The sequence below is a fragment of the Candidatus Nitrososphaera evergladensis SR1 genome, from assembly GCF_000730285.1.
Classification (GTDB): domain Archaea; phylum Thermoproteota; class Nitrososphaeria; order Nitrososphaerales; family Nitrososphaeraceae; genus Nitrososphaera; species Nitrososphaera evergladensis.
This window is the reverse complement of sequence record NZ_CP007174.1, coordinates 861240-884056: the sequence shown is the minus strand read 5'-3', so window position 1 is coordinate 884056 and position 22817 is coordinate 861240. Positions and strand designations below refer to the sequence as shown.

Below are 22817 nucleotides of genomic sequence, written 5' to 3'. Positions count from 1 at the left end.
TCGTTACGCTAGAGCAGAAGGAACTGCATTCTTGCTGCTCTTTTCTAACCCACCCACGCCCATCGCAACAATTGCACCTCTCTTCAACGGCAAGAGGAAGCGACAGGCAAAGGGGATTAACGCGGTTATTTTTGATGCATTGAATAGAGCCGGACCCGGCGCATACCGGGCACTTTACAATGACGCCAGACAGGCCTTCTTCTTCCTTTCCTTCTCCCCCTTTGCCAAGGTCTAAAGCAACTGTCCCCATTCTGATCGTACATCATACCACGTCCGAAAATATAAATTTGAACTAAGCAATAGATTTTATAGAAATAATACATAACTGTTATTTTATTCACAGATATCCACATTATTGGTACTGAAATAGTGAAAATTTTATCCTACTCATAACAGCCGCCTGGCCAAGCTTGCAGATTTGCCAGCTCACGTGCGCATACATACACAGATGAATGGCCTGCATACGTAGATGCATTTCAGCTTTCAAGCTCTTTTATCCTGCGCACGGCCGGCGTCGCGTTTTCCCACAGAGTTTCAAAAGCGTCGCGCTGGTGTGCTACCACTTCCTTTACGTTGCTGTAGACAAGTTTTGCCAGCGGCGTCTTCTTTTTGTTGTTGCCCCGGATGCCGGCGACAAACTCGGTTTCGCTGACTGCAAAGCTGCCCCGCACGCCCGCAAAGTGCCTAAGCTCGACAAACGTCATCAGCTCCTTGCAGTACTCAAGGTTCTCGGCGGTTATCTCGGTGACGTACCTTATTCTCACACCCCGCTTTTTTGCCAAGACGTAGCCCTGCCTTATCCCGTCGCTCATGGAAAACGCCGGGATGGACGAGTCGACGCAGGCGCACCAATCCTTTCTGATGTTTGACTGAAAATCCGCAATTGTGCGGGCGATGTTGCTTGTGCCTGAAATGACCGCCGTCTTGTTCTTCTTTCTGCCCATCCCTGACTGTTCCAGCCAAGAGAACGTGATTTGAGTTTTATTGTTGTTGTCGCTGTCTTGTGGAAAATGTGCCAACAGATAATTTATAAAGTAATGGACGGTAGTTTGATAATTCAGGATACACATAGATATGTCTCATTCATCGTCAAAGACTGTAGCCGGCTTTATGGCCGTCCTTTTGGCAGTAACCTTTGCATCTTCTTTTTCTTCTGTCCAGGTGTACGCGCAGTCAAGCGGTCACATGACGTCGGACCAGTCGCACCTTCCAACTGCAAACATTGGCGACAGGCAGCTGGCCCTTGACTTTACCACAACCCCGGCGGCTCCCTTGCCAGGCGACCAGATCGACATGGATCTGTCGCTGATAGACAAAAACACCGGCAAGAATGCCCCCCATGTCAGCTACACCGTCATCATCACCAAAGATGATGGAACGCAGGTGTTCTCAGAGGTGGTCCACGGCCATGAAGGCAAGGTCAGCATCCGCTTCATCAACGACGCTTCGGCACAGACGTACAGGGTCAGCGCAAACTATGACAACCTGGCTGCAAGCTACGTATCTGACTTTGGAAGTCCGATAAAGGTTCAGGGTCAGGTGTTTTCTACAGCAAGCAACTACAAGGTCGCAATCGAGGTAACCGGAATCGACTTTGACAATACATTCCTGCCGGAGCCTCTGAAATACGACTTTGTCCTGCCCTTGACCCCAAAGCAAACCCTGACGGTAAACTACCAGGACACGGCCTTTGACGTAGGCGCATACTCTTCCGCAATTGCGATCAGCAAGGCAGAGCTGAAAACAGAAAACAAGCAGCTGATCCTTTCTTCTTCTTCGGGAAGCGGCAATGCAACAGGGCATTCCGGAGATTTCACCATAAGGCTAGAGATACCAAAGCAGATGATGTCCGGTCCGTTTTCAGCGGCACTTGGTAGCGGCGCGGCTCTGGACGTCAAGGAAGACGCATCATCGTCAAGCGACAAGATTACAACTCTGGTCCTTACAGGCAGGCACGAAGACGTGGTGCAGGCTGACGCTCCAAGTGGCTCTTCCCAGTCGACGATAATCGTCACGGCGGCAAACGTCGTGCCGGAATTCCCGGTCGGGCTGGCAGGGACAATTGCAGCAGTCGGGTTTGCAGCGATAATCCTGTACGTCAGGACGCTAAAGGCCGGCAAAATGCAGTTTTGATGGCGGGAGGGTATAGATGTAGCTGGCTGCAGGTCTGCAGCCTTCTTTTTCTTGGTCTTTTCTTTTTCTTCTCTAAATACATACACATTGTCGATCTGGGCACAGGATAAAAAAATCGTCCGGAATTGCCATGAAAGAAAAAGGCGGAGGCGCGATGTCGAGTTATCATCGCGCCTAGACGTAACATGTCTTGGCCTTTGCTATGATGTTGTTTTTTAATAGTCGTCGCCGTTGTCGTCATCGTCGTCATCGCAGTCATCGTCATTGTTGTAGTAGCTTGACCAGTGGTAGTAATCGCCGTGGTCGTCATCGCCGTTGTCGCAGTAGCAGTTGTTGTCATCATCATCGTCATCGTCATCATCGTGGCTGTAGCTTGACCAATAGTAGTGGTCATGGCCGTTGTCGTCATCGTCGTCATCGCTGTCGTCACAGTTGTTGTAGTCGTGGTGATGGTCGTCGTCCTCGTCGTCGTATCCCGAGCTTGCAAAAGCAGCGGTCGGCATTACCATTGCCGATGATGCGACTGCAAAGCCCAGAACCAAGAGTGTGGCAATTAATGCCTTCTTGTTGTTTTCTGTTAGACTTGACATTAAATACCAATCTCATGCTGGCGCTTTTAATGACTTGATTAACTATGGCAAGGGAAATCCTTACGTGAGAACGTGGGGTAATTATTCTTCTGAAAGTCTGTAGGTAATTCTTGTCGACTGTAATTCTAGATAATAGATTCCATTGCATGACAGCATCTTGAATTTATCCATGAACATAGTTTAGCCATTTATTTATTCACTTGATGCGCACATGGCATTACTGTACATATACGTGTAGCATATGCACAGTCCAGTCGTCGTCACCGCAAGAAGGTAATGAAGGGTCACATGCTGATTAGACATTGACTGACATCATGCGCGGGTGGGCCCTTCACTTACCTCTCTAAAGGGACGACGCGCATTTTCTAATGAGGATTTTTTCACAAGTGTAACCGCGCACAAGTATATGCATGACTGAAAAAATATGTTTGCAAAAAGTGGGCGGCGGGTGATTTGAACACCCGACCACCGCTGTGTAAGAGCGGTATCATAACCGAGCTAGACCAGCCGCCCGTTGTCATTCTTGCAAGGTTTGATTGCCCTATAAATTGCAAGCGACAGAGAGCGCGTGTGCATACAAACTCCGCCACACATCAGATGATGCTCTGAGCCTTTGTACGCCTGCGCCATGCAAACAAGAATGCCACCAGCCCAGCGGCTGCAGAAAAGACAATCGCGTCGATGGCAAAGTATCCTGCGTACTGCCACCGAATTTCACTGTATGACTTGCACATCAAGTTGTTGCACAGGTACAGTTCGGGCACGCCTTTTTCGTTCAGTCGCCATTTATGTGCGGTCACACCATCATTATCGTCTGTGCCGATTCTTGTGTAAGTTGAAACATGCAATATCAAAAGCCAGAGTCCCGTGCCAGCCAGTACCAGTGCGACTGCCAGAATTGCCAGCCGATATGGCATACAGACAAAATAGATTAGCAGTTCACAGTATATTATGATTTTTTATTCCGTAACAGTCGCGCGGCTTTTCCCTGGCCTGCGGCAAAAAACGTATTAGCTGCGCCTACGAGAGACTTGCTATGCATGATGAAGATTACCGCGAGCTTTCAAAGCAAGAGCTTGACAAGGCGCTTGAAAAGATGCCCGGCTGGAAGATAGCCGACGGCAAATTGCGCAGGTCGTTTGAGTTTGGCGACTTTGCGGAGGCGTTTGCGTTTATGACCCGCGTTGCGATAGAGGCGGAAAAACTGAACCACCACCCCGAGTGGTCAAACGTCTACAACCACGTCACCATCAACCTTGTGACGCACGACATCGGCAACAAGGTAAGCAACTACGACGTGATCCTTGCGCAAAAGATAAGCGAGATCCACAAGGACTAGCTAGTCGGCGTGCTGGTTGAGGCCCCACCTTGAGCGGATGCGCTCTTCGAGCTTGAAAAAGACTATTCTGTCGACTACCATGCCGATGACAAATATCACTATCATAGTTGCCATTATCCATCCCATGTTGTTAAGCTCCCTTCCGACGCTCAGGATGTGCCCAAGACCCACAAGCGAGATGAGTATTTCTGCGCCCACAAGCGCGTGCCACGCAAACGACCACGCCTGGCGGAGCCCGATTATCAGGGTAGGAGTCGCTGCAGGAAGCATGACGTGGCGGAACAGCACAAAGCCGTCTGCGCCCATGTTGCGCGCGGCGCGCACGTAGATGGGCGGTATGTTGCGTATGCCGCTGTAGGTAGACATCATCACTGAAAACACAGAGCTTATCACCATGACAAACAAAATGCCAAAGTCGTTATAGCCGATGAGCAGTATAGAAAACGGCACCCACGCTATGCTTGGAAACGACTGAAGGCCGACCGAAAAGGAGCTCATGGTCTTGCCAAAGTCCTTAAAGCGCACCATCGCAAGGCCCACGGTGCCACCGATGGCTACAGAGATTGCAAAGCCGGCGGCAAGCCTTCCCATCGTCACCGCGATGCCAGTGCCAAGCGACCCTTCGGAGGCAAGGTCTGCAAATGACTTTGCAACAGATATAGGCGAGGGAAGCGAATAGGCAGGAAAGAGCCCTGCAAGGTAGACCACCTGCCACGCGGCCCCAAACGCCGCAAGAAAGAGCGCGATGCTAGCAAGGTCGTTTATAGTTGTGTTCCCGTTTTTCCTGCGCGCTTCTGTCGTTTTTTGCTGTTGTTGCATCATATTATCATGGCCACGCCCTTTTGTTGCTGTTTTGCAGGATCGTTAACAGCGTTGCAATATAACTTGCGGCATATGCGCAATTGGTTAAAGATATGCGGGTTTTTCGCATATTCTATCACCCTATAGTTGCAAGTCCCCTTTCCTGCAGAACGCCATTTAGGATCTGCAGGTCGAACATGCCTGAAAGGCCGGGTTTTTTGTCAAGCAGGCCAAGAGCGTATGCGTCGTCGGCCGCTTTTTGCACAGTCTCTTCAAGCGGGTCGTAGGTAAACTCCATCCTTGTCAGCGAGGTGCGCAAATCATCCTCATTGAATCCTGAGCCAAGTATCTTGGAAACAGCGGTATTAAACGACTTGATTGCCTCTTCCTTGTGGCTGTTTATCCATTGGGTCTCGCTGACGTGCGCTTCAATTAACCTCTTGACAGTCTCGGGATTGCTCTTGATATAGTCGGCCTTGCAGACCAAAAGCGATGTCGCAAACTTGCCGTCCTGCCAGAGGTCCTGCTCGTTTACAAAAACTCTGGCACCTGCCTCTCGAACAAGCCTTGCGCCCCACGGCTCGGCTACCCACGCGCCATCCAGCTCTTTTTTGGCCATCAGCGTCAACATGTCTGCCGGCTTGACCTGTCGTATCTCAGGATTGCCGCCTTCGCGCTTGACCTCATAGCCATGTTCTTTAAGGTAATTCCGGAGGGCTACGTCTTGGGTGTTCCCGACCTGTGGCGATGCGAGTTTCTTGCCTGCAAAGTCAGCCGGCGAGTCGATGCCGGCATCGTTTCGGACTACAAACACTGTGCCACCGCTTGACACGCCTGATACGACTTTGAGCGAGCCTTCAGATCTCAGGTAGCCGTTGACGGCAGGGTTTGGTCCCACGTATGAACAATCGATCCGGTTGCCAAAGAATCCATCAATAGCTGAGGGGCCTGAAGTGAATACCTGCGTCTCAAGCTGTATGTTGCCGAGGGCTTTTTGGTAGTCGCCGTTTCCAACCCCTATGACTGCCTGTGCGTGGTTGACGTTTGGAAAGTAGCCAAGCCTCAGCACGTCAGAAGGGCCGGATGCCCCGCTGTACCTGGCAAGGGGCTGGTCGTTGAGCGCCACGGAAGTCCCGATGACAAAAGCGACGAGGGCCGCGGCTATGCCCAGCTTGAGCCTAAAGTCCACCTTTTTGCTAGCGCGGTCGGTGCAATATAATTGACGTTAAATGCGCAATACGCGACTGACAACCTAGAAATATGTGCAGAATCTGCATATATCGCATATAGCAACATGCTCGACGGCCTTGCCAAGAACAGGTTGGACGCAAAAAAGCCCCGCAAGGAGGGCCTGACGTGCACCATCGACAAGTTCCAGGGGCTTGACAGGGAAAACTTTGCCACAATAGCGCCCTTTGTAGACGTAGTCAAGGTGTACGGCGCGCTCCCAATGCTGGTCTCTGACGAGAGCCTGAGAAAAAAGATCGAGTACTATCACGGCTTTGACATCAAGGTCTCGACGGGGAGCACTATAACCGAATTTGCCGTGGTCGAGAGCTCGCTAGAGAGGTTTGCAAGGGAGGCTGCAAAGGTCGGCTTTGACATGGTCGAGATAGGAGAAAGCAGCATCGACCTGTCAATAGCACAAAAGAAAAAGATAACAGAGGCAGTCAAGGCGGCGGGGCTTGAATACCAGTGGAAGGTGGGCAAGAAGGACCCAAGGCACCAGCTTGGGATCGACGACACCTTGAAAAAGATCGACGAGGCGGTAAAGCTGGACTCTAAAAAGGTAGTCATCGAGGCAAATGAGGGCTACAACGTCGGCATATACGACGAAAAGGGCCTCGTAAAGTGGAGCTTTGTTGGCGCAATGACAAACGAGTACCCGCCAAGCACGTTCATCTTTGAGGCGCCGCTTGAATCCCAGCAGTCGGCGCTGATGGCAGAGTTTGGCCAGCGCGTCAACCTTGCAGAGGTCCACCCGGAGGCAATAGCGTCAGTCGAGTCGCAGAGGCGTGGCTTTTTGGCAAAATCCGCGTTTGGCGTCTCGTATATACGCAAGGACCCCGAGGGCGGGCCGGCGTCCAAGTTCATCTACTACATAATAAGGACCAAGCACCCGGTGGAGCAGGGCGAGCTCATCAGCCTGAGCCACCTGCCGAGAAGGACGGTGCAGGCGGCAGTCGACGACCTAAAGAGGCAGGGCCTGATAATAGAGCGCAGCAGCCTAGAAGACGCAAGGAAAAAGGTGTACCAGCCGGTCCAGTCAGAGTGGCTTTAAGAAAGAAGCGTACGCCATGATGGCGGCTATTGTCTTGGCGTCTTGTATCTCGCCGTTGAGGCACTTTTTCACGGCGGCCGCTAGCTTGACTTTTTTTGCGACAATGTCCTCGTCGTCGTCCATTGTTGCGCGTCTAGTATTGTCAATTTTTTTCAGGTCCGTGGCGACAAACAGGTGCATGAGCTCGGTATCGTAGCCGGGTGCAAGATACCATTTGAGAAAGGGCTTCAATTTTCCCGTATAGCCTATCTCTTCGTCCATCTCCCGGACGGCGGCCTGCCTTGGAGTCTCGCCTTGCTCTATCTTGCCGGCAGGTATCTCTAGCAGCGTCCTGTCCGGGGCGCGCCGGTACTGGCTTACAAGGATGATGCTGTCATTGTCAACGGCGGCGATGATGCCCACCGACGGCTGGTGCTCGACTATCTCTTTTTCGACCACCCTCCCGCCGTTTACCGAGAACTTGTCCTTGCGAAGCGATATGGCGCCCGCGTAGACGCGCCTGCTTGCAATAACCCTGATGATGTCTGGCAACGTGTGGTGTATAGCGAAAGGCAGGTTATAATTATTGATTCGCTAATTTTATATCCGAAACCGGCCTATTTTTGCCTGTGGAGTTTGTGGATCCTGACGGCAACATCATCATCCCAAAGGCCATCAGGCCGATTATCGACATTGAAGAGACTGTCCTTGGAAGCAAAAGAGGTGCAAAAAAACAGTACAGGTACGGCAACCTCCACATACGCGAATATGACAGTCATTACACTGTGCACATGGACAGGGTCGACCCGCGCAAAGACCCGCTTGGACACCTTCTGGCCGACGCGCCCGAATACATCGCCGGCGCCGCAGCGGCGGCGTATGTTGGGCGCAAAGTAGGCAGGGCAGTATACGAAAAGCGCAAGAAGGACGGCAAGGGCGCCAGAGACGCCGCGGTGGATGCGCTGGTTGCAGGGTTGTTTGCAGGCTCGTCTGCCGGCAAACTGGCATTTGCGGCCGCAAATGCCGCAAAGAAGGTCAAGTGAGATGGCAGGTCAAGGGCGCGAGATTGCGGCAGCACCATCGTCATCGTCATCATCCGTTCAAGACGTTGTACCAGTTTACTCCAGGCCGTCGAGGCTGCGCGTTGTACGGGTCATTCTAAAGCTTTTGCCAGTCGCACTTGCGCTCAGGCGAGACAGGCGCGAATGGGTCAGAAAGGAGGGAAAGGGCGTTGACGAGGCCAAGTACAGGCGCCACGCCGAAAAGGCGCTTTCCACGTTTATCTCGCTTGGGCCATCGTACATAAAGCTGGGTCAGTGGCTTTCCTCGAGGGCAGACATTCTTCCCCAGCCGTACCTGGAGGTTCTTGCCAGACTACAGGACGACGTCCCGCCGGCCCCGTTTTCTGAGATAAAGCCAATAATCGAAGGGGAGCTTGGCAGGATAGAAGACGTGTTTGAAGAGTTTGACTCCATCGCCAAATCGGGGGCAAGCCTTGGGCAGGTCTATCTTGCCAAGCATCACGGCGGGCAGGTCATTGTCAAGGTCGGCAGGCCAAACATAGAGCGCATCATCGCAGACGACGTGTACGTCCTCCAAAAGATACTGCCTCTAGCCACGCGCTTTATCGACCCGAACCTGCGCTTTTCTGCAGAAGGCATGCTTGCGCAGTTTATCGAAACAATCCATGAAGAGATGGACTACAGGATAGAGGCAGAGAACCTTGCCACGATAAAGCGCAACCTGGCTGGCGACTCGATGGTGAGAATACCCGACGTCTTTTTGGACAGGACGTCAAGGCACGTGTTGACTATGGAGTACGTGCCCGGGATAAAGATAACAGACATTGCCGCACTTGACGCGCGAGGCATTGACAGAGCAAAGCTGGTCATCAACATACACCACCTGTTCTTCAAGATGCTCCTGCGCCACAGCGTGTTTCACGCCGACCCGCACCCCGGCAACATCTCCGTGGAAGACAGCGACAAGGCAAGGCTCATCCTGTACGACTTTGGGATGGTCGGCAGGCTGGACAACGAGACGCGGCTTAGGCTCATCAGGCTGTACCTCGGCCTTTTGGACAAGGACCCCGAGCGCACCGTAAACGTGCTCATAGAGCTTGGCACGCTAGAGCCGACCGTCAACCGCTACATCGTCGAAAAAGGGATCGCACTTTCCATCCAGACCATGTACGGCAGGCAGGTGGACAAGATGGAAGTGAAGGCATTAATGGACCTTGCCAACAAGACGATGAGCCGCTTTCCATTCCGGCTTCCAAAGAACCTGGCGCTGTATATGCGCATGGCCTCGATACTTGAAGGTATCTACCAGCACCACAAGGTCAAGTTCCAGTTTGTAAAGGTGCTTGGCAACCTGCTTGAGGAAGAGGGCCTCGTAAGGGACGCGTACATTGAAGAAGTCAAGGTCTCGGCAAGGCGCATAGCAAAGGGCATCGAGGCGTCTGCAACCGTGGGGCCCCTGCTAAAGTCGTACCTGGAGAATCAGCCCATGTTTGGGACCGAAAAGAGGCAGCAGTCTTCCAGTCCGATGCTTCCTGCAAGCATACTTGCTTCTGCGCTCTTTGTCGGGTCGGCCTTTATGCTTGCGCAAAACCCGGCGTTTTCGTACGCCGGCTTTGCAGCAGCCGCCGCAGCAATCATTGTCGGCACAATAAAAGGAAAAAGGATCAGGTGATGGGGATCGTTTCCTTGGACGGCACGGGTATCCTGAGCGTCACCACGCCGTCTGTGTACGTCGCCGTGCCCACCACCTTCTCGCCCTCTTTGACCGTGATCGGAAGCACGATGCTCTTTTCAATCCGCAGCGGCCTGTGCCTCTGGTAGACCGTGCCGGTTTCCTCTGGCGCTGCGCGCTTGGCGGTTATTGAGAGGATATTGCGCTGTATCCTTAGCGCAATGTCCTGCTTGGCAAAGCCTGGCAGGTCGATCATGACCACGAGATCGCTTCCCTCTTCTACCATGTCAATGGCCGGCATGACAAATTCGTAGAATTCCCTCGACCGGTGGTCAAGCTCCTTTGCAACCTCACGCACAACATACCTTCCTATACCCATATGGCTTTGATTCGTGCATTCGGTATAAATCCTTTATTTGCAATAAGTAAAAATAGTCCAGAAGGCAAACACAGCTGCAGAGATACTATGTACTCCGGCTCGTACGACATGCCCAAGTGCAACGCTTGTGGCAGAGACGTCCACCCGGGCGAAATTTCAGAGAACTTTTCGTGTCCCAAGTGCAAAAGCGCGCGCATATGGCGCTGCGAGGGCTGCAAGGGCAAGTCCAAGGAATACAAGTGCCCCGCATGCGGCCACAAGGGCAAGTAAAGCTCAGGTCATTACCTTGAAAAAGTTGCGTGCAAGGTCCTTTTGATCGCCTGAAAACGCCACAAACGCCTCGACAAGCTCTTTTTCCACGGCAATCTCTTTTGCAATGACGGAGCGCAGCTTTTTCGTCTCAAGGGGCGCTATGCTGCTTATCAGGCCAGTGCTGTACGCATAGATGTACTCGTTGATGACCTTTGTCACAAAGGACGGGGCGCGGTCTATGAGCAACAAAAGGCCGTCCTTCATAGCCTTGCATTGTGAGTCGTTTGCTGGAAGCGACGACACGTACGATTTTAGCAGCCCCATGCGCTTGTCCCCAAGCTCCTCTATCGACGACGCCACAAGCAGGCCGGTGTCCGTGAGTTCGTAAAAAGGCACGCCTTCAAGCTGGAGCGCCTTTGGCCCGCGCCTGAGCGGCAGCCTGCCCCCTTCTTTTACCACGCCGGCAGGGATGAGGACTTCATCAAGGTCTCGGAATATCCCGGAATAGATGTTCTGCCACAGGATTCCGTGCTGCTCTGCTATTGCGTGCGCAATGGACGTGCGGGTGCGCAGTTCAGGGCTCTGCTCAGTGGCAAGATGCGCGATTATGCCCCGCTGCCTCTTGGCCTCGCCGGTGAACTTGTTCCGGCGAGTCTTGAACGTGTCAAATATTGCAATGTTTGATTTTCCGTCTTTCAAGCGCTAACCGTGCTCACCTGTTAACAAGATGGATAATATTTTAATTTGTTGGTTTTTTGGTTTAAAATTCTGGGCAAATCGAAGGTGCAAATCTCACAAACCCGCTTTCCCGAGAATTATTCAACATCTTTTTATTGGCGCCTGCCTTGACCTGTGGCGGTGGCAAAGGGCAAGATAATTGTTATAGAGGGAACCGACAAGGCCGGCAAGACTACCCAGTCTCGCATGCTGCAGGAAGCCATCAAGGCGCTCGGCAAGATATGCGTGGTAATCGACTTTCCAGACTATACGACGCCAATAGGCATGGAAATCCGCGCATTTCTTGACGGAAAACGCGACTATCCCGCAGAGGTCAAGCACCTGCTCTTTTCTGCAAACAGGTGGGAGAAAAAGAAGGAGATAGAGAGCATGGTGGAAAACGGCACCATAATCATCATGAACCGCTACTGGCAGTCAAACCTGGTATACGGAATCTCTAACGGCATGGACGCAGGGTGGCTGCAAAAGCTGGACAAGGGCCTGCCAAAGGAAGACATGGTGCTCATCCTGCTTGTCAACCCGAGCGTGTCAAAGAATCGCGCGGAAGTGCTTGATGCGTTTGAGGGCGACGCCAGGCTTGCAGAGGCCGCGTACAAGAACTACCAAAAGCTTGCCCGGCAGTTCAAGTGGAAGGTGCTGGACGGCTCTAAAAGCAAGGAGCAGGTCCACCAGGAAATACTGAAAACAGTGAGAAAGGCACTGAAAGTTTAAGTCGCTCTTTGCAGGTGTGCATCTCGTACCTTGGATTTTGCAGGCGAGATCACGGACCCGATACACCGCTACATCCGGTTTTCGCAGGCGGAAAAGGACATCATAGACAGCGCGGCGTTCCAGCGCCTCCGGCGCATACGCCAGCTTGCAGGCGCGCACCTCGTCTACCCCAGCGCGCAGCATTCGCGCTTTGAGCACTCGCTTGGCGCGATGCACATCGCCGGCCTTGCGTGCGAGAGCCTGCTTGGCAAGGGCTACATCGACAACGCCGAAGTAGTAGAGGAGCTGCGGCTTGCCGCGCTCTTGCACGACATCGGCCACGGACCGTTTTCGCACCTCTTTGAGGAAGTTCTGGAAACGAGGTGCAGAACAAGCCACGAGGAGATGGGCCGGCTCATAATAACAAAAAGCGAGATTGCAGACGCGCTTGGCAAAAACGGCTACAGCGCAGACCACATATCGCGGCTGTCGTTTGGCCAGTCAAACGTGCATTTCCTCAACGAGATAATCTCGGGCGGGCTTTCTGCCGACATCATGGACTATTTGCCCCGCGATTCGTATTTCACAGGCGCAGAGTACGGCAAGATAGACTATCACAGGCTGATAAGCTCGTACGAGGTCGCTTCTGGCAGGCTTGCCATCAACAGGTCGGCTCTCAATTCGCTTGAATCGATGCTGATATCGAGGTACGAGATGTTCAAGGCAGTCTATTTCCACAAGACGGTCCGGTCCGCGGAGGTGATGCTATTGCATTCCATGATAAACGCCGACGATGCGCTTGCCCTCACGGACACGTCGCTTGAAAACTATCTTTCCATCACTGACGAGGCGACGCTTGAGCGGCTATGCGCGCTGGACAATGGCATGGCCGCAAGGCTGGCCCGCGATTACCGCGACCGGCGCCTCCTAAAATGCGTGTATGAAAAGCTCTTGCACAAGCGCGACAGGCACAAGCGCATGGACAGAAAGGCACTGTCTGCACTTGAAGTCGAGATCGCCCAGGCTGCAGGCGTGGACAGGAGCCACGTGTTTGCCGACGCTTCGAGGGCGTCGTCGATGCCGCTCACGCCGAGCAAGAGGGAAATGTTCTCGGTGCTTGTCACCGACAAAAAGGGCGTGCGCGAGGTTCCAGTTTCAGAGATACCGCTTGTGGACTCGATCGCCGGATTTTTTGACATGCTGCGCATCTACACCACCGCGGAGAGCAGGCAGAAAGTCGAGCGATCTGTTAAAAAGGTGCTTGGAGATCAGGAGACAATGGAAATGGGAGCAGGGAGACTGCATGGTAGTGTTAGATAAAAGCCGTCGTGTCGTCATCAAGCTGAGCGGCAAGGTGTTCAGCGGCGAGGACGGAAGCGAGATAAAGAGATACGCGTCCATGCTTGCAAACCTTTCTTCTTCTGCAAAGGTGCAGCCAGTGGTGGTGGCAGGAGGAGGCAGAGTCGCGCGCCACTACATCAACATCGCAAGGGGCTTTGGGCTTGACGAGGCAAGCCTTGACATCATGGGAATAGAAGTATCGAGGCTCAACGCAAAACTTCTCATCGCCGCGCTCGGCGAAAAGGCATATCCTGCAGTGCCGGAGGATCTTGAGCAGGTCACAGAAGCGGCTGCAAGCGGCAAAATAGTCGTTGCAGGCGGCCTGCATCCGGGGCAGAGCACGAACGCCACTTCCGCCCTTATTGCGGAAAAGGTGGGCGCGGCGCGCTTTGTCAACGCGACCGACGTTGACGGCATTTACGATTCCGACCCGCGCAAGAACAAGGGCGCAAGGCACTATTCCGAGATAACTACAAAACAGTGCCGCGACCTCCTTTCTGGCGAAAGCTCGATGGCAGGGGGCTACGACCTGATGGACATCGTCGCGCTAAAGGTAATCGAGCGGTCCAAGATACCGACCGTCGTGATAAAGTCAGAGCCAGAAGTGATTAGAGACGTCGTCCTCAAGAACAAGGCCGCCGGCACGAAAATAATAGTCGGCGCCTAGGAAACGGTCTTTATTTCGCCTGAAAACGCAGGTATGCCGTCAGCGACCATCTTTTTGAACGCCTCTTCGCCCTGCGCAAGCGGCATCGGCTTTGACTGCGCCTTGGCGTAGCCGTCCCTGTCGCAGATAAACAGCATCGCCTCTTCGCCTTTTGTCATCTTGGCCGCAAGCTCTTCCTCGCCCACGGGCTCAAAAGAACCCTCGCCGGACTGCTTTATCGTGTACGTAAGCATCGCAAAGCCGGTGTAGTCGAACAGCTTCATCTGCGCCTTTTGCGCACGCTGCTTGCCGAGGTGGGCCGCCTTGTGGTACTGCAATACATAGCCGGTGCGCCTTTTCACAAGTATAAGCATTATCATTACACACACTTTTGTGTGTAAAAAAGGAGGACAAGCGACAGATTTAAACACGGGCAGGCGGCAGCTAATTCTGTTTTGAACACAAAGGCAATCTATGCTGCCGGCGGAGGCATTGCCGTCGCGGCTGTAATAGTATTCTTTGTGCTGGGCGCAAACAACAACAGCCAGCTGCCCGGCATAAGCAATAGCAATAATAATAATCAGGGTGCCAACTCGACGGGCGGCGCAAGTGGAAGCAGCAGTAACGCTCCAAATATCATGCCCCCAGTTATCAACGTAAAGGACATTGCGGTGAAAAAGGCCGGCGATAGTCATGCCAACGTGCAAGTCACGTTCACGGTAAAGAATCCCAACAACACCACCATGATACTAGAGACGATACACTACAACGTCAACGTAGACGGCCTGCGAATGACCATTGGCGACGTGGGGCAGAGCGCGCAGGGCTTTCTTGACTCGCAGAGCAACCTCTTTCCCATAGTGTCAGGGTCGACCCTTACTGCAAAGGACACCCAGACAGTCGAGCGCAACAGTGCTATTGCAGGCGCGTGGGACAAGATGGTCGCCGGCAACACCACCTTTACAGTTGACGGCACCTACTCGTACAGGCTCACGGCTGCAAACCTGCAGACCACCGCAGAAGACAGGGATTTCAGCCTGACATTCCCGTAAATTTTTATGATATTATCTTGCAGTGCGGAAAGCAGTACCGATAAGGATAAAAACTTTGGACAAAACGCATACGACATGGCTGAAGAAGTGTTCATTTTCGGCGTAGTGACGGGAGTGTTCGCATTCCTGGTCGGCATAGTCTTTGCGGCAAGGGCGAGAAGATACAGTCAGGGGTATTCGTCGTCATCGGCAGTCAGTGCCCATGGCGGTAGTAGTAGTAGCAGCAGTCACGGAGAATGACATAACTTTCTCTTTTTCTCTCTCCCCACCTGTGCACGCATGCACACACACTCTTTTTTACTTTGGCGACAGCTTGCCAAATATTTCCTGCAGCATGTCTGTGGATTCCCGGGCTTTTTCACGCGAATAGCAGCGGGAGTAGTATTTGCACTTTAGGCACAGATCAGACGGCTCGACTATCGGGACCTTGTTGTCCTTCAAGAGCGTGCTTAGCACGCGCGCCCTGCGCACGATCTCCTCGAACATGCGGTTGTTCTTTGTGACCGAATATTCTGCCGTCTTGCCGTCTGCAGTCATATAGATGAGAATTCCTTCGTCCTTGCCAAGCGCGAACAGGCACGTGTTCAGGTACAGGAGGTGCCGGGGATGCGGCATGGGGGGAAGCTCGGGCACTATCTCAAACCGCACGACAAACTCGTCGCCTATCATCATGTCGGCGTTCACGTCAAGGGTCAGGCTGTCGACTTTGTATTCGCCCTGGATGTTGCTCAGCGCGTTTCTGATGCCGTGGCTTAACAGAATAGAGACTTTGGACGCGTTGTCGTCGGGAATGGGGTCCTTGCGCTCATAGTAGGATAACCGCGTGCAAAGAGCCGCCTCAAGCGCGTGTATCCTGTCAGGGTTTTTCCTGTCGATCTTGATGTTCAGATCATCGTTGAGGCGATCAAGCGCCTTTTCTATCATTCCGCGCAGGTTGCGGTCCCCAAGCATGTCGCTGTTGCTGTGGCGCTTTAGCACTAGGCGGTATATATTGTGTTGTCGCCTGTCATTATTGGCTGGGGCCCGCCCTTGCTTCAAGCGTAGCGTGCGCCTGCACGACCTGCCCTGCCCTGTTCAGGTCAAGCGTAACTGCGTCGCCGGGCCGCGCATGCTGCTCAAGGTACGTAATTACGTCCTCTATGCGCTTTACCTCATGGCCATCAATCGCAGTCACAATGTCGCCGGCCCTCCGGATGTCGCCTGTGAACCTGTCAAACACCGTGCCCATTATGCCGGCCTTTTGCGCCGGCCCGCCCGCCGTGACATCTGTTATGAGCACGCCTTTAGAGTTCTTGGGCAGGCCAAGCTTTCCCACAAGGTCTGGAGTCAGGCTTGTGCCGGCTATGCCAAGCCACGGGTGGTCGTACTTGCCGTCCTTTATGAGCGCAGGCACTATGTGCTGCACCGCGCTTGACGAGATTGCAAAGCCGATGCCGGAAAAGCTCCCCGTGTTTGACTGGATGGCCGAGTTGACGCCGATGACCTCGCCTTCCATGTCAAGGAGCGGTCCGCCAGAGTTGCCCGGGTTTATTGCGGCGTCTGTCTGGATGACGTCGGGTATCGAAAAAGTGCTATCCTCGTTTGGTATGAGCCGGCCAAGCTGGCTCACGATTCCTGTGGTCATGGTGTTGCTGAGCCCAAACGGGTTTCCTATTGCGACCACCTGGTCGCCCACCTGCAGGTCAGTCGAGTTGCCTAGCTTTAGCGGCACTAGCTTTTCAGTAAAGTCGTCGGTTATCTTGATCACTGCAAGGTCGCTGTACGCGTCCTTTCCAAGCACCTTTGCAGAATAGGTGTTGCCGTCGGTAAACGTCACGTCGACAGTGTCTGTGCCGTCAACTACGTGGTTGTTGGTGACGATGAGCCCCTGCGCGTCATAGACAAAGCCGGAGCCAAGCCGTTTTGACTCGCTTTTCAGCGGATCGCCGTTTATTATGATGTTGTTGTTCACGGTGGAGACGGTGCTTGTTATCTGCACGACAGAGCCTTCCACCTGCTTGAACAGCGAGACAAGGTCATGGTCAGCGGTTGTGGGGGTAGCTGGCACGGTAGTGGTGGTGGTAGTAGTAGCGGCAGTCATTGTTGTCTTTGCCTGTTGCTGCTGCGCAACCGCGCTTGGCGCCTGCTGCGGCTTGCTCCAGAACGACAGTGATTGAGGAGCGTACGTCAGTATCCCGGCGCCAAGCACGCCGCCAATTATTATCCCTGCGAACAGTATGGCAAGCATGGTAACGGTGGTAGAAGGAGTTCTCGACGACTCGGCCATATATAAGCAAGATATGTAGGAAGTGGCAAATAATGTCTTGCTGAACATTGTTACGCAATGGATTATCCTCCTTGCTGCCCACAGCAGCCTGATGTCGTGCAGAGGGATATGCGAAGATTACAGGGCCACCAAGACCAGGGGGCTTGGAAGGTACGCCAGCGGCCAGAAGCGGTGCCAGATATGCGACCTGTTCATAATGTGCGACGGAAACGTCTGCCCGTGCTGCGGATACAGGCTGCGCACAAAGCCCCGCGGCCAGAAGTACAAGCAGAGAATCCGCGCGGCTGCAGGCGCGGCGCCTTAACATTGTTAATTGATGTTAATTAACTCGACGTGCGCGTCAGGCTGTGATGATAACAATATGGTAGTCACCACGACTGCTGCTGAAGAAAGACCGCCGGCTTTTGTCAGCAGATCGTCGACGGCTGCTCGTGAAAAGCCCTTTGCGCGAGCCAATTTCCTTGTCTGCAACTCATGCCTCTGGTGCGCTTCAGGACTTGGACCTGCCACTCGCATTGACAGGTGCCCCGGCTGCGGCGCAGAAGGCATGGTTGAGGCACTCCCCATTTTGTCAAATGAAACGTACAGGGTGAAGAAGAAGGCCGGCGACAGAGGCGTCGAGCTTGACTTTACAACGACTACCACTACTACTCTGACGTGACGGCAGGCGGATGCAAAGTCCTGCTTCTTGGGAACATCTTTTCGTACGGCTCTAGTATAGTCCTGCAAAATTCCATGCCCCACGCAGTCGTAGAGTAGAGCGTTATGGTCCTTTTTCCAGAAGTTTTTTCCGACCTGCGCACAAGGCCCTTGAGCTCAAGGTCTTCAAGTATCGGCTTGTGCTTTTTCAGGTTCAGGCCGCAAAAGCTGACAAGCGCAGTCTGGTTCAGCTCGCCATATTCTACCAATTTTAGCAGGATGTCCTTGACTATGTAGATCCTGTCCCGGTAGGATACTGCCGCCGTTACTTGCGGGACCATTGTTGCTGACGTAGACAACAGCCGCGACACGTTCTTTCTCTCTGCATAGTATGTATCGGCCGGCGAATATCTAAAGGTCGATTAACAATGTTAAGGTGAGAGTGAACAATGTTAAGCCAGCCTTTAATACGGAAACAGGCTAGCAAGCATAGCTAACCCCAAGAACAGAGCGGCCCTGCCCATGCGGCGCCTCTTCCCTTTCCGCGGGGCAGGGCCACCGCTGTTATTGTTATCAAAATCCTGCTTTTATCGGGTCCTGTGGCTTTATCAGCTCGCGCAAGAGCGTGGTGGCGTACGAGCCCTTTGGGAGCTTGAATGAAACTGTCAGTGGGTTTTTCTTCCACGCAAAATCTTGGCACCACAGAGGCGCCTGGCGAAAGCCGCCCTGCTGGCTCAGCTCCTGCATTTCTTTAACATAAAAGTCCTTTGCGGCAACTCCTTCCTGTACGAGAAGTTCTTTTGTAATCTCTTCAAAACGGCCCCTGCCTGGCTGGAACGTATAGCCGGCCATCCTAACCGCCGGGACAAATTGTTGTTTATCTGACAACAACGAAGGATCGTATTTCTTTATCCTGCCAAACGCAAAGGGGCCCTCCATTTCAAAACACAGGTCGCCCTGCTTTGGCGACGTAATGTCCTCTCCCTGCGCGATTGCCCTGCTCAAACACATGTTAAAGATGTAGGCCTGGTACGCCTGTACAAATAGCCTGCGTATCTGTATCGGAACCGCACGAAGCGCCTGTACCGGCCCCTTGCCTGCGACAAGGGCTGACAAGAGCTGCCTTTCAATGTCCATGCCCCTGGGGACCTCCTTTAATGCCTGCCGGTAGCCTGAAGGGTCAAGGCATTTGCGCCTTATCTCGCGGCTAGAGTCGGTGTCGTACTTTGTCGTGTACGTCAGCAAAAGCTCCGCCGCCCTTGCAAAGTCTTTTTTCACTATCGCCCTGCCCACAAGGTGAGTGACCAGGCGCTCGCTTCCAAACCGCTGCAGGCCGTAAAAGTTGGCTATATTTTGCACCTGGTTTTCAAAGCCGGAGATGTCGTCGCGCATCGGGTTCTGGATAGCTATGGAAAACTCGTTTCCAGCCAAAAGCTCCCTGCCAAGCGGCCTCTTTGTAAATCCCTGAAGCGTCAGCATGGTATGCCTTGTGCGCAGCTCTTTTGGCGCGTTCTGCCACGCCCTCTCTGCGCCTGCGTACTGGCTCGTAACTGCCTTTGCGTCCTTTATCCCCATCACGCGCAGGCGCAGGCGATGCTCCCGCTCGATTTCAAACAGTGCGTGGTTAGAGTCTACGCCTTCCTTTTGCAGCAGGTAGAGCGGGTAGCGGTATGCGCCCTCAAACTCTTTTGAGATGCCAAGCGATGACTCGTCGACAAGCTCTGACACCTGAAACGAGGAGCTGTCCTGCTTTATCGACCCGCCTATGCCTGAAAAATCGGCGCTGCAGTAGCACTCGATCCCGGCCATCATGTCTATCTCTGGCACAGGGGGCGATGACGACGGCGACAACAAGTTAGCACCTCTTCCTTTGTAACTTATATTGTGCGGCAATAGACGGTTGACATATGGCATACTGGCTGTTCAAGCAAGAGCCTTCCACGTACAACTATGCGCAACTGGAAAAAGACGGCAGGACCGTGTGGGACGGAGTGGCGAACAACCTTGCTCTCAAGCACCTGAGGAGCGTAAAAAAGGGCGACAGGGCGATATTCTACCACACCGGCGACGAAAAGCAGGCAGTCGGCATAATTGATATCGTGTCCGATCCTTATCCAGACCCAAAAGAGAAGGATGAATCCCTTGTGGTGGTCGATGTCAAGCCGGCGGGCAGGCTGAAAAAGCCGGTTGCACTGGAGAAGATAAAGAGCGATCCTGCGTTTGCGCAGTGGGAGCTTGTCAGGGTATCCCGTCTGTCTGTGATGCCGGTGCCTAAAAAGCTGTGGGAAAGGATAATGAAGATGTCAGGTTAAAATGTCCGAAACTCTATAAATAAGGCAGGAAGCTGAACAGAGAGGAGCTGGCGTGACCCCAAAGCAGCAAGTCGCAGTGATGGTCGGTCTGTTCTCCGCGCTTGGAATCGGCGTGAGCGTGGGAATCATCGCGTTTGGAGGAGGATTTTCAGGCGGCGACGCCGCATCGATATTAAACCCGCCCACGTCTGCCGACATTTACGTGATCGGCGCGCAGGTGACAGACGGCCTTTCGATGGGCTACACGGTGGATTCGCAGGGCCCGCCGTCGCTTGCAGATGCAAAAGTTTCGATAACATTTGCCAAGGCAGGCGACAACAGCGGCAGCTGGCGCACAACATTCAACGTCGTAAACGGCACGCAGGGTACGCAAAATTTTGACGTCATGTATTCAAAAGAGCTCACAAAGGAGGGAAGCATTAGCGAGTCCGCAAGGCAGTACCTGGAGCCAATTGAGTCGTCGATACTTGCGATAAGGGACATGGACTATGGCGGCAGAGACAAGTACCTAGTCGTGGGCGCGCCGTGGAACACCATAGTCACCGGCAGCACCACTCCGATAACTGTCAAGATAACAAGCCAAGAAAAAGTCACCACGCCGGCAGGCACGTTTGACGCGCTGGTGCTAAGCTACAAGCTGAACAACAACACGAGCAAGATATACGTCGTAAAGGACCTGCCCATGCCGGTCAAGGCAGAGACGTACGACATCAACGACCAGCTGTACTACAAGTATGAGCTTGTCAGCCTGACGCGCTGACAAAATACACGTTTTCCATCAGCCAGTCTGCATATTTTTTCACGCGCTCGTCGTCTACTCTGCACCACAGGTGCACCGAACCCGGGAGGACTTCAATCCTGCTGCTTTCTGTCATAATCACCTTTACCCCCTCCTTGCCCTCGTACATGTAGGCGTCAAGCGCCCTTGCGTCTGGGCCGAGGATTTCAACGGCTTTGTGCTTCACTATTTCTCGCGCCACTGGAAACGTCCGGCGGAACTTGTCGACAACGATGCCAATGTTTTCCGTGCCGTACGCGTCAACGTCTGCGACCTTGGCCGGAACCGGAAAGTGCAGTTGCAAGTTGACGCCGTGGCGCGATCCGACAAACAGCGCAAGCTCGTTTACCTTCTGGTAAGCCATGTGCGGGTTTTTTTTCGCTATCGCCAAAAGGGCATCACGGTTCTGCGCCACGTTTGCGCGGAAATCATCCATGATGGCGGAAAACGTAGTAATTGCCAATACGTCCCTCTCAATGCCACGGCAGGTTAATCAACGTATATGCGCTTTCGTACCGGATGGTTTGACATATCCAGTCGTTTTTTTGTTGTTGGTTGATCTGCCAGGTGCCAAGAATACGCTTATTACGGCGCAAAAATGACAAACATTCGTGGTGGCTAGCAGCAGGTCAGAGCAGCTGTACAACAGGGCAAAAAAGGTGCTGCCCGGAGGCGTAGACAGCCCGGTCCGCTTTTTCGAGCCTTACCCGTTCTTTGCCGCATCCGCAAGGGGGAGCAAGCTTGTGACTTCCGACCACAAGACGCTTACCGACTATTGCATGGGTTACGGCGCCATGCTCCTTGGGCACGGCTACCCTTCAGTGCTTGATGCGGCAAGGTCGCAGCTTGACATTGGAACGCTGTACTGCGTTCCGACCGAACTTGAAATAAAGCTTGCAGAGTTGATTTCAAAGGCTGTCCCCTGCGCCGACATGGTCAGGCTCGTCAACACAGGATCGGAGGCCACGATGAACGCAATACGCCTTGCAAGGGCGTTTGCAAAGAAAAAGAAGGTGATAAAGTTTGACGGCGGGTACCACGGCGCGCACGACTATGTTCTTGCAAAGGCAGGGTCCGGCGCAGCAAGCCTGCCTGCGTCGGAGGGCATCTTGGAAGAGGCATCGGCGCAAACGGTAGTTGCGCCATACAACGATGCGGCAGAGCTTGAACGCACTATTGAAAGAAACAGAGACGACGCGGCCTGCGTGATAATGGAGCCGGTGCTTGCAAACATTGGCCTCGTGCTTCCCGACAAGAACTACCTGAGCGACGTCAGAAAGATAACGCAGCAAAACGACGTGGTTCTGATATTTGACGAGGTCGTAACTGGCTTTAGGCTTGCGCTTGGAGGAGCTGGCGAGTTCTTTGGGATAAAACCTGACATTGCGACTTTTGCCAAGGCGCTTGGAAACGGCTTTCCGATAGGCGCAATTGCAGGAAGAAAAGAGATAATGCAGCAGCTGGCCCCTGCAGGCAAGGTGTACCAGGCAAGCACTTTTGCAGGAAACCCCGTGTCAGTGTCTGCGGCAATTGCGGCGCTTTCGACCCTGTTTGAGGCCAAGGACTCCATCTACCCGCAGGTCGCAAGGACATGCGACAGCATTGTTGAGGGCATAGAAGAAGAGCTTGAAGACATTGGAGGCGTCAACTGCACGATAAACTCTATTGGCTCGATGTACCAGGTGTTTTTCACTGCCGACAAGGTGAGGGACGACGCCAGTGCGAAAAGGGCAGACTCTGCCAAATTCAAAAGGCTGTTTGACGAGTTGCTAAAGCGCAACGTGTTCATCCCGCCGTCGCAGTTTGAGACGTGCTTTGTGTCGTACGCGCACGACGAGGACGACGTGGACAGGACGGTGGACGCGTACAGCGAGGCTTTCAAGAAAATAAAGGAACTGCAGAAATAA

The 22817-nt window shown here is 53.3% G+C and carries 31 protein-coding genes and 1 tRNA gene; 16 read left to right on the top strand and 16 right to left on the bottom strand.

The window, feature by feature from the left end; translation table 11 throughout:
- Window positions 1-31 precede the first annotated feature (31 nt).
- Window positions 32-235, top strand: coding sequence for a hypothetical protein (locus NTE_RS04565; protein ID WP_148699943.1), 204 nt, complete (start codon window positions 32-34; stop codon window positions 233-235).
- 241 nt (window positions 236-476) lie between these two features.
- On the opposite strand, the gene NTE_RS04560 is transcribed toward NTE_RS04565, so the two are convergent.
- Window positions 477-944, bottom strand: coding sequence for a hypothetical protein (locus tag NTE_RS04560; RefSeq protein WP_148699942.1), 468 nt, complete (start codon window positions 942-944; stop codon window positions 477-479).
- Between the two features lie 130 nt (window positions 945-1074).
- Between NTE_RS04560 and NTE_RS04555 the strand changes: the two genes are divergently transcribed.
- Window positions 1075-2133: a hypothetical protein gene (locus tag NTE_RS04555; RefSeq protein WP_148699941.1), complete on the top strand. Its 1059-nt coding sequence runs from the start codon at window positions 1075-1077 to the stop codon at window positions 2131-2133.
- 215 nt (window positions 2134-2348) lie between these two features.
- Here NTE_RS04555 and NTE_RS16365 read toward each other — a convergent pair whose 3' ends face one another.
- From NTE_RS16365 to NTE_RS04540, 3 genes are all read right to left on the bottom strand, one after another.
- The gene (locus tag NTE_RS16365) at window positions 2349-2723 is read right to left on the bottom strand and encodes a hypothetical protein (protein ID WP_158385102.1); all 375 of its coding nucleotides are present in this window, start codon (window positions 2721-2723) and stop codon (window positions 2349-2351) included.
- A 438-nt stretch (window positions 2724-3161) separates the two neighbouring features.
- Window positions 3162-3236 (bottom strand) — tRNA-Val (locus NTE_RS04545).
- Between the two features lie 80 nt (window positions 3237-3316).
- Window positions 3317-3640: a hypothetical protein gene (locus tag NTE_RS04540; protein ID WP_148699940.1), complete on the bottom strand. Its 324-nt coding sequence runs from the start codon at window positions 3638-3640 to the stop codon at window positions 3317-3319.
- A gap of 119 nt (window positions 3641-3759) precedes the next feature.
- On the opposite strand from NTE_RS04540, the gene NTE_RS04535 reads away from it, so the two are divergent.
- The gene (locus tag NTE_RS04535) at window positions 3760-4062 is read left to right on the top strand and encodes a 4a-hydroxytetrahydrobiopterin dehydratase (RefSeq protein WP_148699939.1); all 303 of its coding nucleotides are present in this window, start codon (window positions 3760-3762) and stop codon (window positions 4060-4062) included.
- Here the strand turns inward: NTE_RS04535 and NTE_RS04530 are convergent, their stop codons facing one another.
- Window positions 4063-4884, bottom strand: a complete 822-nt coding sequence (locus NTE_RS04530) for an ABC transporter permease (protein ID WP_226987180.1) — start codon at window positions 4882-4884, stop codon at window positions 4063-4065.
- Between the two features lie 115 nt (window positions 4885-4999).
- A complete protein-coding gene (locus NTE_RS04525) occupies window positions 5000-6052 on the bottom strand; it encodes an ABC transporter substrate-binding protein (RefSeq protein WP_148699938.1) in 1053 nt (350 codons plus the stop codon).
- 30 nt (window positions 6053-6082) lie between these two features.
- Between NTE_RS04525 and NTE_RS04520 the strand changes: the two genes are divergently transcribed.
- Window positions 6083-7144 (top strand): phosphosulfolactate synthase, encoded by a 1062-nt coding sequence (locus NTE_RS04520; protein ID WP_226987179.1) that lies wholly within the window; start codon window positions 6083-6085, stop codon window positions 7142-7144.
- Here the strand turns inward: NTE_RS04520 and NTE_RS04515 are convergent.
- A complete protein-coding gene (locus NTE_RS04515) occupies window positions 7130-7675 on the bottom strand; it encodes an NUDIX hydrolase (protein WP_158385100.1) in 546 nt (181 codons plus the stop codon). The two genes, NTE_RS04520 and NTE_RS04515, sit on opposite strands and share 15 nt — an antisense overlap.
- 77 nt (window positions 7676-7752) lie before the next feature.
- On the opposite strand from NTE_RS04515, the gene NTE_RS04510 reads away from it, so the two are divergent.
- Together NTE_RS04510 and NTE_RS04505 are read left to right on the top strand one after the other, a co-directional pair.
- Window positions 7753-8166 carry a hypothetical protein gene (locus NTE_RS04510; protein ID WP_148699936.1) on the top strand — a complete coding sequence of 138 codons (414 nt, stop codon included), beginning with the start codon at window positions 7753-7755 and terminating at the stop codon, window positions 8164-8166.
- The gene (locus NTE_RS04505; RefSeq protein ID WP_226987178.1) at window positions 8144-9817 is read left to right on the top strand and encodes an ABC1 kinase family protein; all 1674 of its coding nucleotides are present in this window, start codon (window positions 8144-8146) and stop codon (window positions 9815-9817) included. The genes NTE_RS04510 and NTE_RS04505 overlap by 23 nt, the downstream gene beginning before the upstream one ends.
- On the opposite strand, the gene hsp14 is transcribed toward NTE_RS04505, so the two are convergent.
- A complete protein-coding gene (gene hsp14, locus NTE_RS04500; RefSeq protein WP_148699935.1) occupies window positions 9810-10196 on the bottom strand; it encodes an archaeal heat shock protein Hsp14 in 387 nt (128 codons plus the stop codon). The two genes, NTE_RS04505 and hsp14, sit on opposite strands and share 8 nt — an antisense overlap.
- An 87-nt stretch (window positions 10197-10283) precedes the next feature.
- Between hsp14 and NTE_RS04495 the strand changes: the two genes are divergently transcribed.
- Window positions 10284-10466: a zinc finger domain-containing protein gene (locus NTE_RS04495; RefSeq protein ID WP_148699934.1), complete on the top strand. Its 183-nt coding sequence runs from the start codon at window positions 10284-10286 to the stop codon at window positions 10464-10466.
- 3 nt (window positions 10467-10469) lie between these two features.
- Here the strand turns inward: NTE_RS04495 and NTE_RS04490 are convergent, their stop codons facing one another.
- Window positions 10470-11147 (bottom strand): hypothetical protein, encoded by a 678-nt coding sequence (locus tag NTE_RS04490; protein ID WP_148699933.1) that lies wholly within the window; start codon window positions 11145-11147, stop codon window positions 10470-10472.
- Between the two features lie 153 nt (window positions 11148-11300).
- Here NTE_RS04490 and tmk point away from each other — a divergent pair, with 153 nt between their 5' ends.
- The 3 genes from tmk to pyrH are packed head-to-tail and all read left to right on the top strand — an operon-like array spanning window position 11301 to window position 13884.
- On the top strand, window positions 11301-11897 hold the full coding sequence (tmk, locus tag NTE_RS04485) for a dTMP kinase (protein ID WP_148699932.1): 597 nt from the start codon (window positions 11301-11303) through the stop codon (window positions 11895-11897).
- A 30-nt stretch (window positions 11898-11927) separates the two neighbouring features.
- Window positions 11928-13196, top strand: a complete 1269-nt coding sequence (locus NTE_RS04480; RefSeq protein WP_148699931.1) for an HD domain-containing protein — start codon at window positions 11928-11930, stop codon at window positions 13194-13196.
- Entirely contained in the window at window positions 13180-13884 is a 705-nt protein-coding gene (gene pyrH / locus NTE_RS04475) for a UMP kinase (RefSeq protein ID WP_148699930.1), read from the top strand. The genes NTE_RS04480 and pyrH overlap by 17 nt, the downstream gene beginning before the upstream one ends.
- Here the strand turns inward: pyrH and NTE_RS04470 are convergent.
- Window positions 13881-14243 carry a hypothetical protein gene (locus tag NTE_RS04470; RefSeq protein WP_148699929.1) on the bottom strand — a complete coding sequence of 121 codons (363 nt, stop codon included), beginning with the start codon at window positions 14241-14243 and terminating at the stop codon, window positions 13881-13883. The genes pyrH and NTE_RS04470 overlap by 4 nt on opposite strands.
- A 75-nt stretch (window positions 14244-14318) precedes the next feature.
- Here NTE_RS04470 and NTE_RS04465 point away from each other — a divergent pair, with 75 nt between their 5' ends.
- Window positions 14319-14915, top strand: coding sequence for a hypothetical protein (locus NTE_RS04465; RefSeq protein WP_148699928.1), 597 nt, complete (start codon window positions 14319-14321; stop codon window positions 14913-14915).
- A 75-nt stretch (window positions 14916-14990) separates the two neighbouring features.
- Window positions 14991-15155, top strand: coding sequence for a hypothetical protein (locus NTE_RS16360; RefSeq protein ID WP_158385098.1), 165 nt, complete (start codon window positions 14991-14993; stop codon window positions 15153-15155).
- 57 nt (window positions 15156-15212) lie between these two features.
- Here the strand turns inward: NTE_RS16360 and NTE_RS04460 are convergent, their stop codons facing one another.
- A complete protein-coding gene (locus NTE_RS04460) occupies window positions 15213-15953 on the bottom strand; it encodes a hypothetical protein (protein WP_148699927.1) in 741 nt (246 codons plus the stop codon).
- Window positions 15925-17181: a S1C family serine protease gene (locus NTE_RS04455; protein WP_148699926.1), complete on the bottom strand. Its 1257-nt coding sequence runs from the start codon at window positions 17179-17181 to the stop codon at window positions 15925-15927. Before NTE_RS04455 ends, NTE_RS04460 begins: the two co-directional genes overlap by 29 nt.
- Window positions 17182-17218: 37 nt before the next feature.
- Here NTE_RS04455 and NTE_RS04450 point away from each other — a divergent pair, with 37 nt between their 5' ends.
- Entirely contained in the window at window positions 17219-17485 is a 267-nt protein-coding gene (locus NTE_RS04450) for a hypothetical protein (RefSeq protein WP_226987177.1), read from the top strand.
- A gap of 5 nt (window positions 17486-17490) precedes the next feature.
- On the opposite strand, the gene NTE_RS04445 is transcribed toward NTE_RS04450, so the two are convergent.
- The 3 genes from NTE_RS04445 to truD form a co-directional block, all read right to left on the bottom strand.
- A complete protein-coding gene (locus tag NTE_RS04445) occupies window positions 17491-17730 on the bottom strand; it encodes a hypothetical protein (protein ID WP_148699925.1) in 240 nt (79 codons plus the stop codon).
- Window positions 17731-17828: 98 nt separating this feature from the next.
- A complete protein-coding gene (locus NTE_RS04440; RefSeq protein ID WP_226987176.1) occupies window positions 17829-18179 on the bottom strand; it encodes a winged helix-turn-helix domain-containing protein in 351 nt (116 codons plus the stop codon).
- 214 nt (window positions 18180-18393) lie between these two features.
- Entirely contained in the window at window positions 18394-19671 is a 1278-nt protein-coding gene (gene truD / locus NTE_RS04435; protein ID WP_158385096.1) for a tRNA pseudouridine(13) synthase TruD, read from the bottom strand.
- A 56-nt stretch (window positions 19672-19727) separates the two neighbouring features.
- Here truD and NTE_RS04430 point away from each other — a divergent pair, with 56 nt between their 5' ends.
- Both NTE_RS04430 and NTE_RS04425 read left to right on the top strand, forming a co-directional pair.
- On the top strand, window positions 19728-20132 hold the full coding sequence (locus tag NTE_RS04430) for an EVE domain-containing protein (protein ID WP_148699923.1): 405 nt from the start codon (window positions 19728-19730) through the stop codon (window positions 20130-20132).
- 52 nt (window positions 20133-20184) lie between these two features.
- On the top strand, window positions 20185-20892 hold the full coding sequence (locus NTE_RS04425) for a TapB family protein (RefSeq protein ID WP_148699922.1): 708 nt from the start codon (window positions 20185-20187) through the stop codon (window positions 20890-20892).
- On the opposite strand, the gene NTE_RS04420 is transcribed toward NTE_RS04425, so the two are convergent.
- Window positions 20876-21373 carry a hypothetical protein gene (locus NTE_RS04420; protein ID WP_148699921.1) on the bottom strand — a complete coding sequence of 166 codons (498 nt, stop codon included), beginning with the start codon at window positions 21371-21373 and terminating at the stop codon, window positions 20876-20878. The genes NTE_RS04425 and NTE_RS04420 overlap by 17 nt on opposite strands.
- Before the next feature lie 151 nt (window positions 21374-21524).
- Between NTE_RS04420 and NTE_RS04415 the strand changes: the two genes are divergently transcribed.
- A complete protein-coding gene (locus NTE_RS04415; RefSeq protein WP_148699920.1) occupies window positions 21525-22817 on the top strand; it encodes an aspartate aminotransferase family protein in 1293 nt (430 codons plus the stop codon).

Excerpts from the sequence above, each read along its gene's own strand:
- NTE_RS04560 (WP_148699942.1), bottom strand. The coding sequence starts at position 944 with ATGGGCAGAAAGAAGAACAAGACGGCGGTCATTTCAGGCACAAGCAAC.
- NTE_RS04470 (WP_148699929.1), bottom strand. The coding sequence starts at position 14,243 with ATGATAATGCTTATACTTGTGAAAAGGCGCACCGGCTATGTATTGCAG.
- NTE_RS16365 (WP_158385102.1), bottom strand. The coding sequence starts at position 2,723 with ATGTCAAGTCTAACAGAAAACAACAAGAAGGCATTAATTGCCACACTC.
- pyrH (WP_148699930.1), top strand. The coding sequence starts at position 13,180 with ATGGTAGTGTTAGATAAAAGCCGTCGTGTCGTCATCAAGCTGAGCGGC.
- NTE_RS04455 (WP_148699926.1), bottom strand. The coding sequence starts at position 17,181 with ATGGCCGAGTCGTCGAGAACTCCTTCTACCACCGTTACCATGCTTGCC.
- NTE_RS04505 (WP_226987178.1), top strand. The coding sequence starts at position 8,144 with ATGCCGCAAAGAAGGTCAAGTGAGATGGCAGGTCAAGGGCGCGAGATT.
- NTE_RS04555 (WP_148699941.1), top strand. The coding sequence starts at position 1,075 with ATGTCTCATTCATCGTCAAAGACTGTAGCCGGCTTTATGGCCGTCCTT.
- NTE_RS04530 (WP_226987180.1), bottom strand. The coding sequence starts at position 4,884 with ATGATGCAACAACAGCAAAAAACGACAGAAGCGCGCAGGAAAAACGGG.
- NTE_RS04430 (WP_148699923.1), top strand. The coding sequence starts at position 19,728 with ATGGCATACTGGCTGTTCAAGCAAGAGCCTTCCACGTACAACTATGCG.
- NTE_RS04535 (WP_148699939.1), top strand. The coding sequence starts at position 3,760 with ATGCATGATGAAGATTACCGCGAGCTTTCAAAGCAAGAGCTTGACAAG.
- NTE_RS04540 (WP_148699940.1), bottom strand. The coding sequence starts at position 3,640 with ATGCCATATCGGCTGGCAATTCTGGCAGTCGCACTGGTACTGGCTGGC.
- NTE_RS04495 (WP_148699934.1), top strand. The coding sequence starts at position 10,284 with ATGTACTCCGGCTCGTACGACATGCCCAAGTGCAACGCTTGTGGCAGA.
- NTE_RS16360 (WP_158385098.1), top strand. The coding sequence starts at position 14,991 with ATGGCTGAAGAAGTGTTCATTTTCGGCGTAGTGACGGGAGTGTTCGCA.
- hsp14 (WP_148699935.1), bottom strand. The coding sequence starts at position 10,196 with ATGGGTATAGGAAGGTATGTTGTGCGTGAGGTTGCAAAGGAGCTTGAC.
- NTE_RS04445 (WP_148699925.1), bottom strand. The coding sequence starts at position 17,730 with ATGCCTTCTGCGCCGCAGCCGGGGCACCTGTCAATGCGAGTGGCAGGT.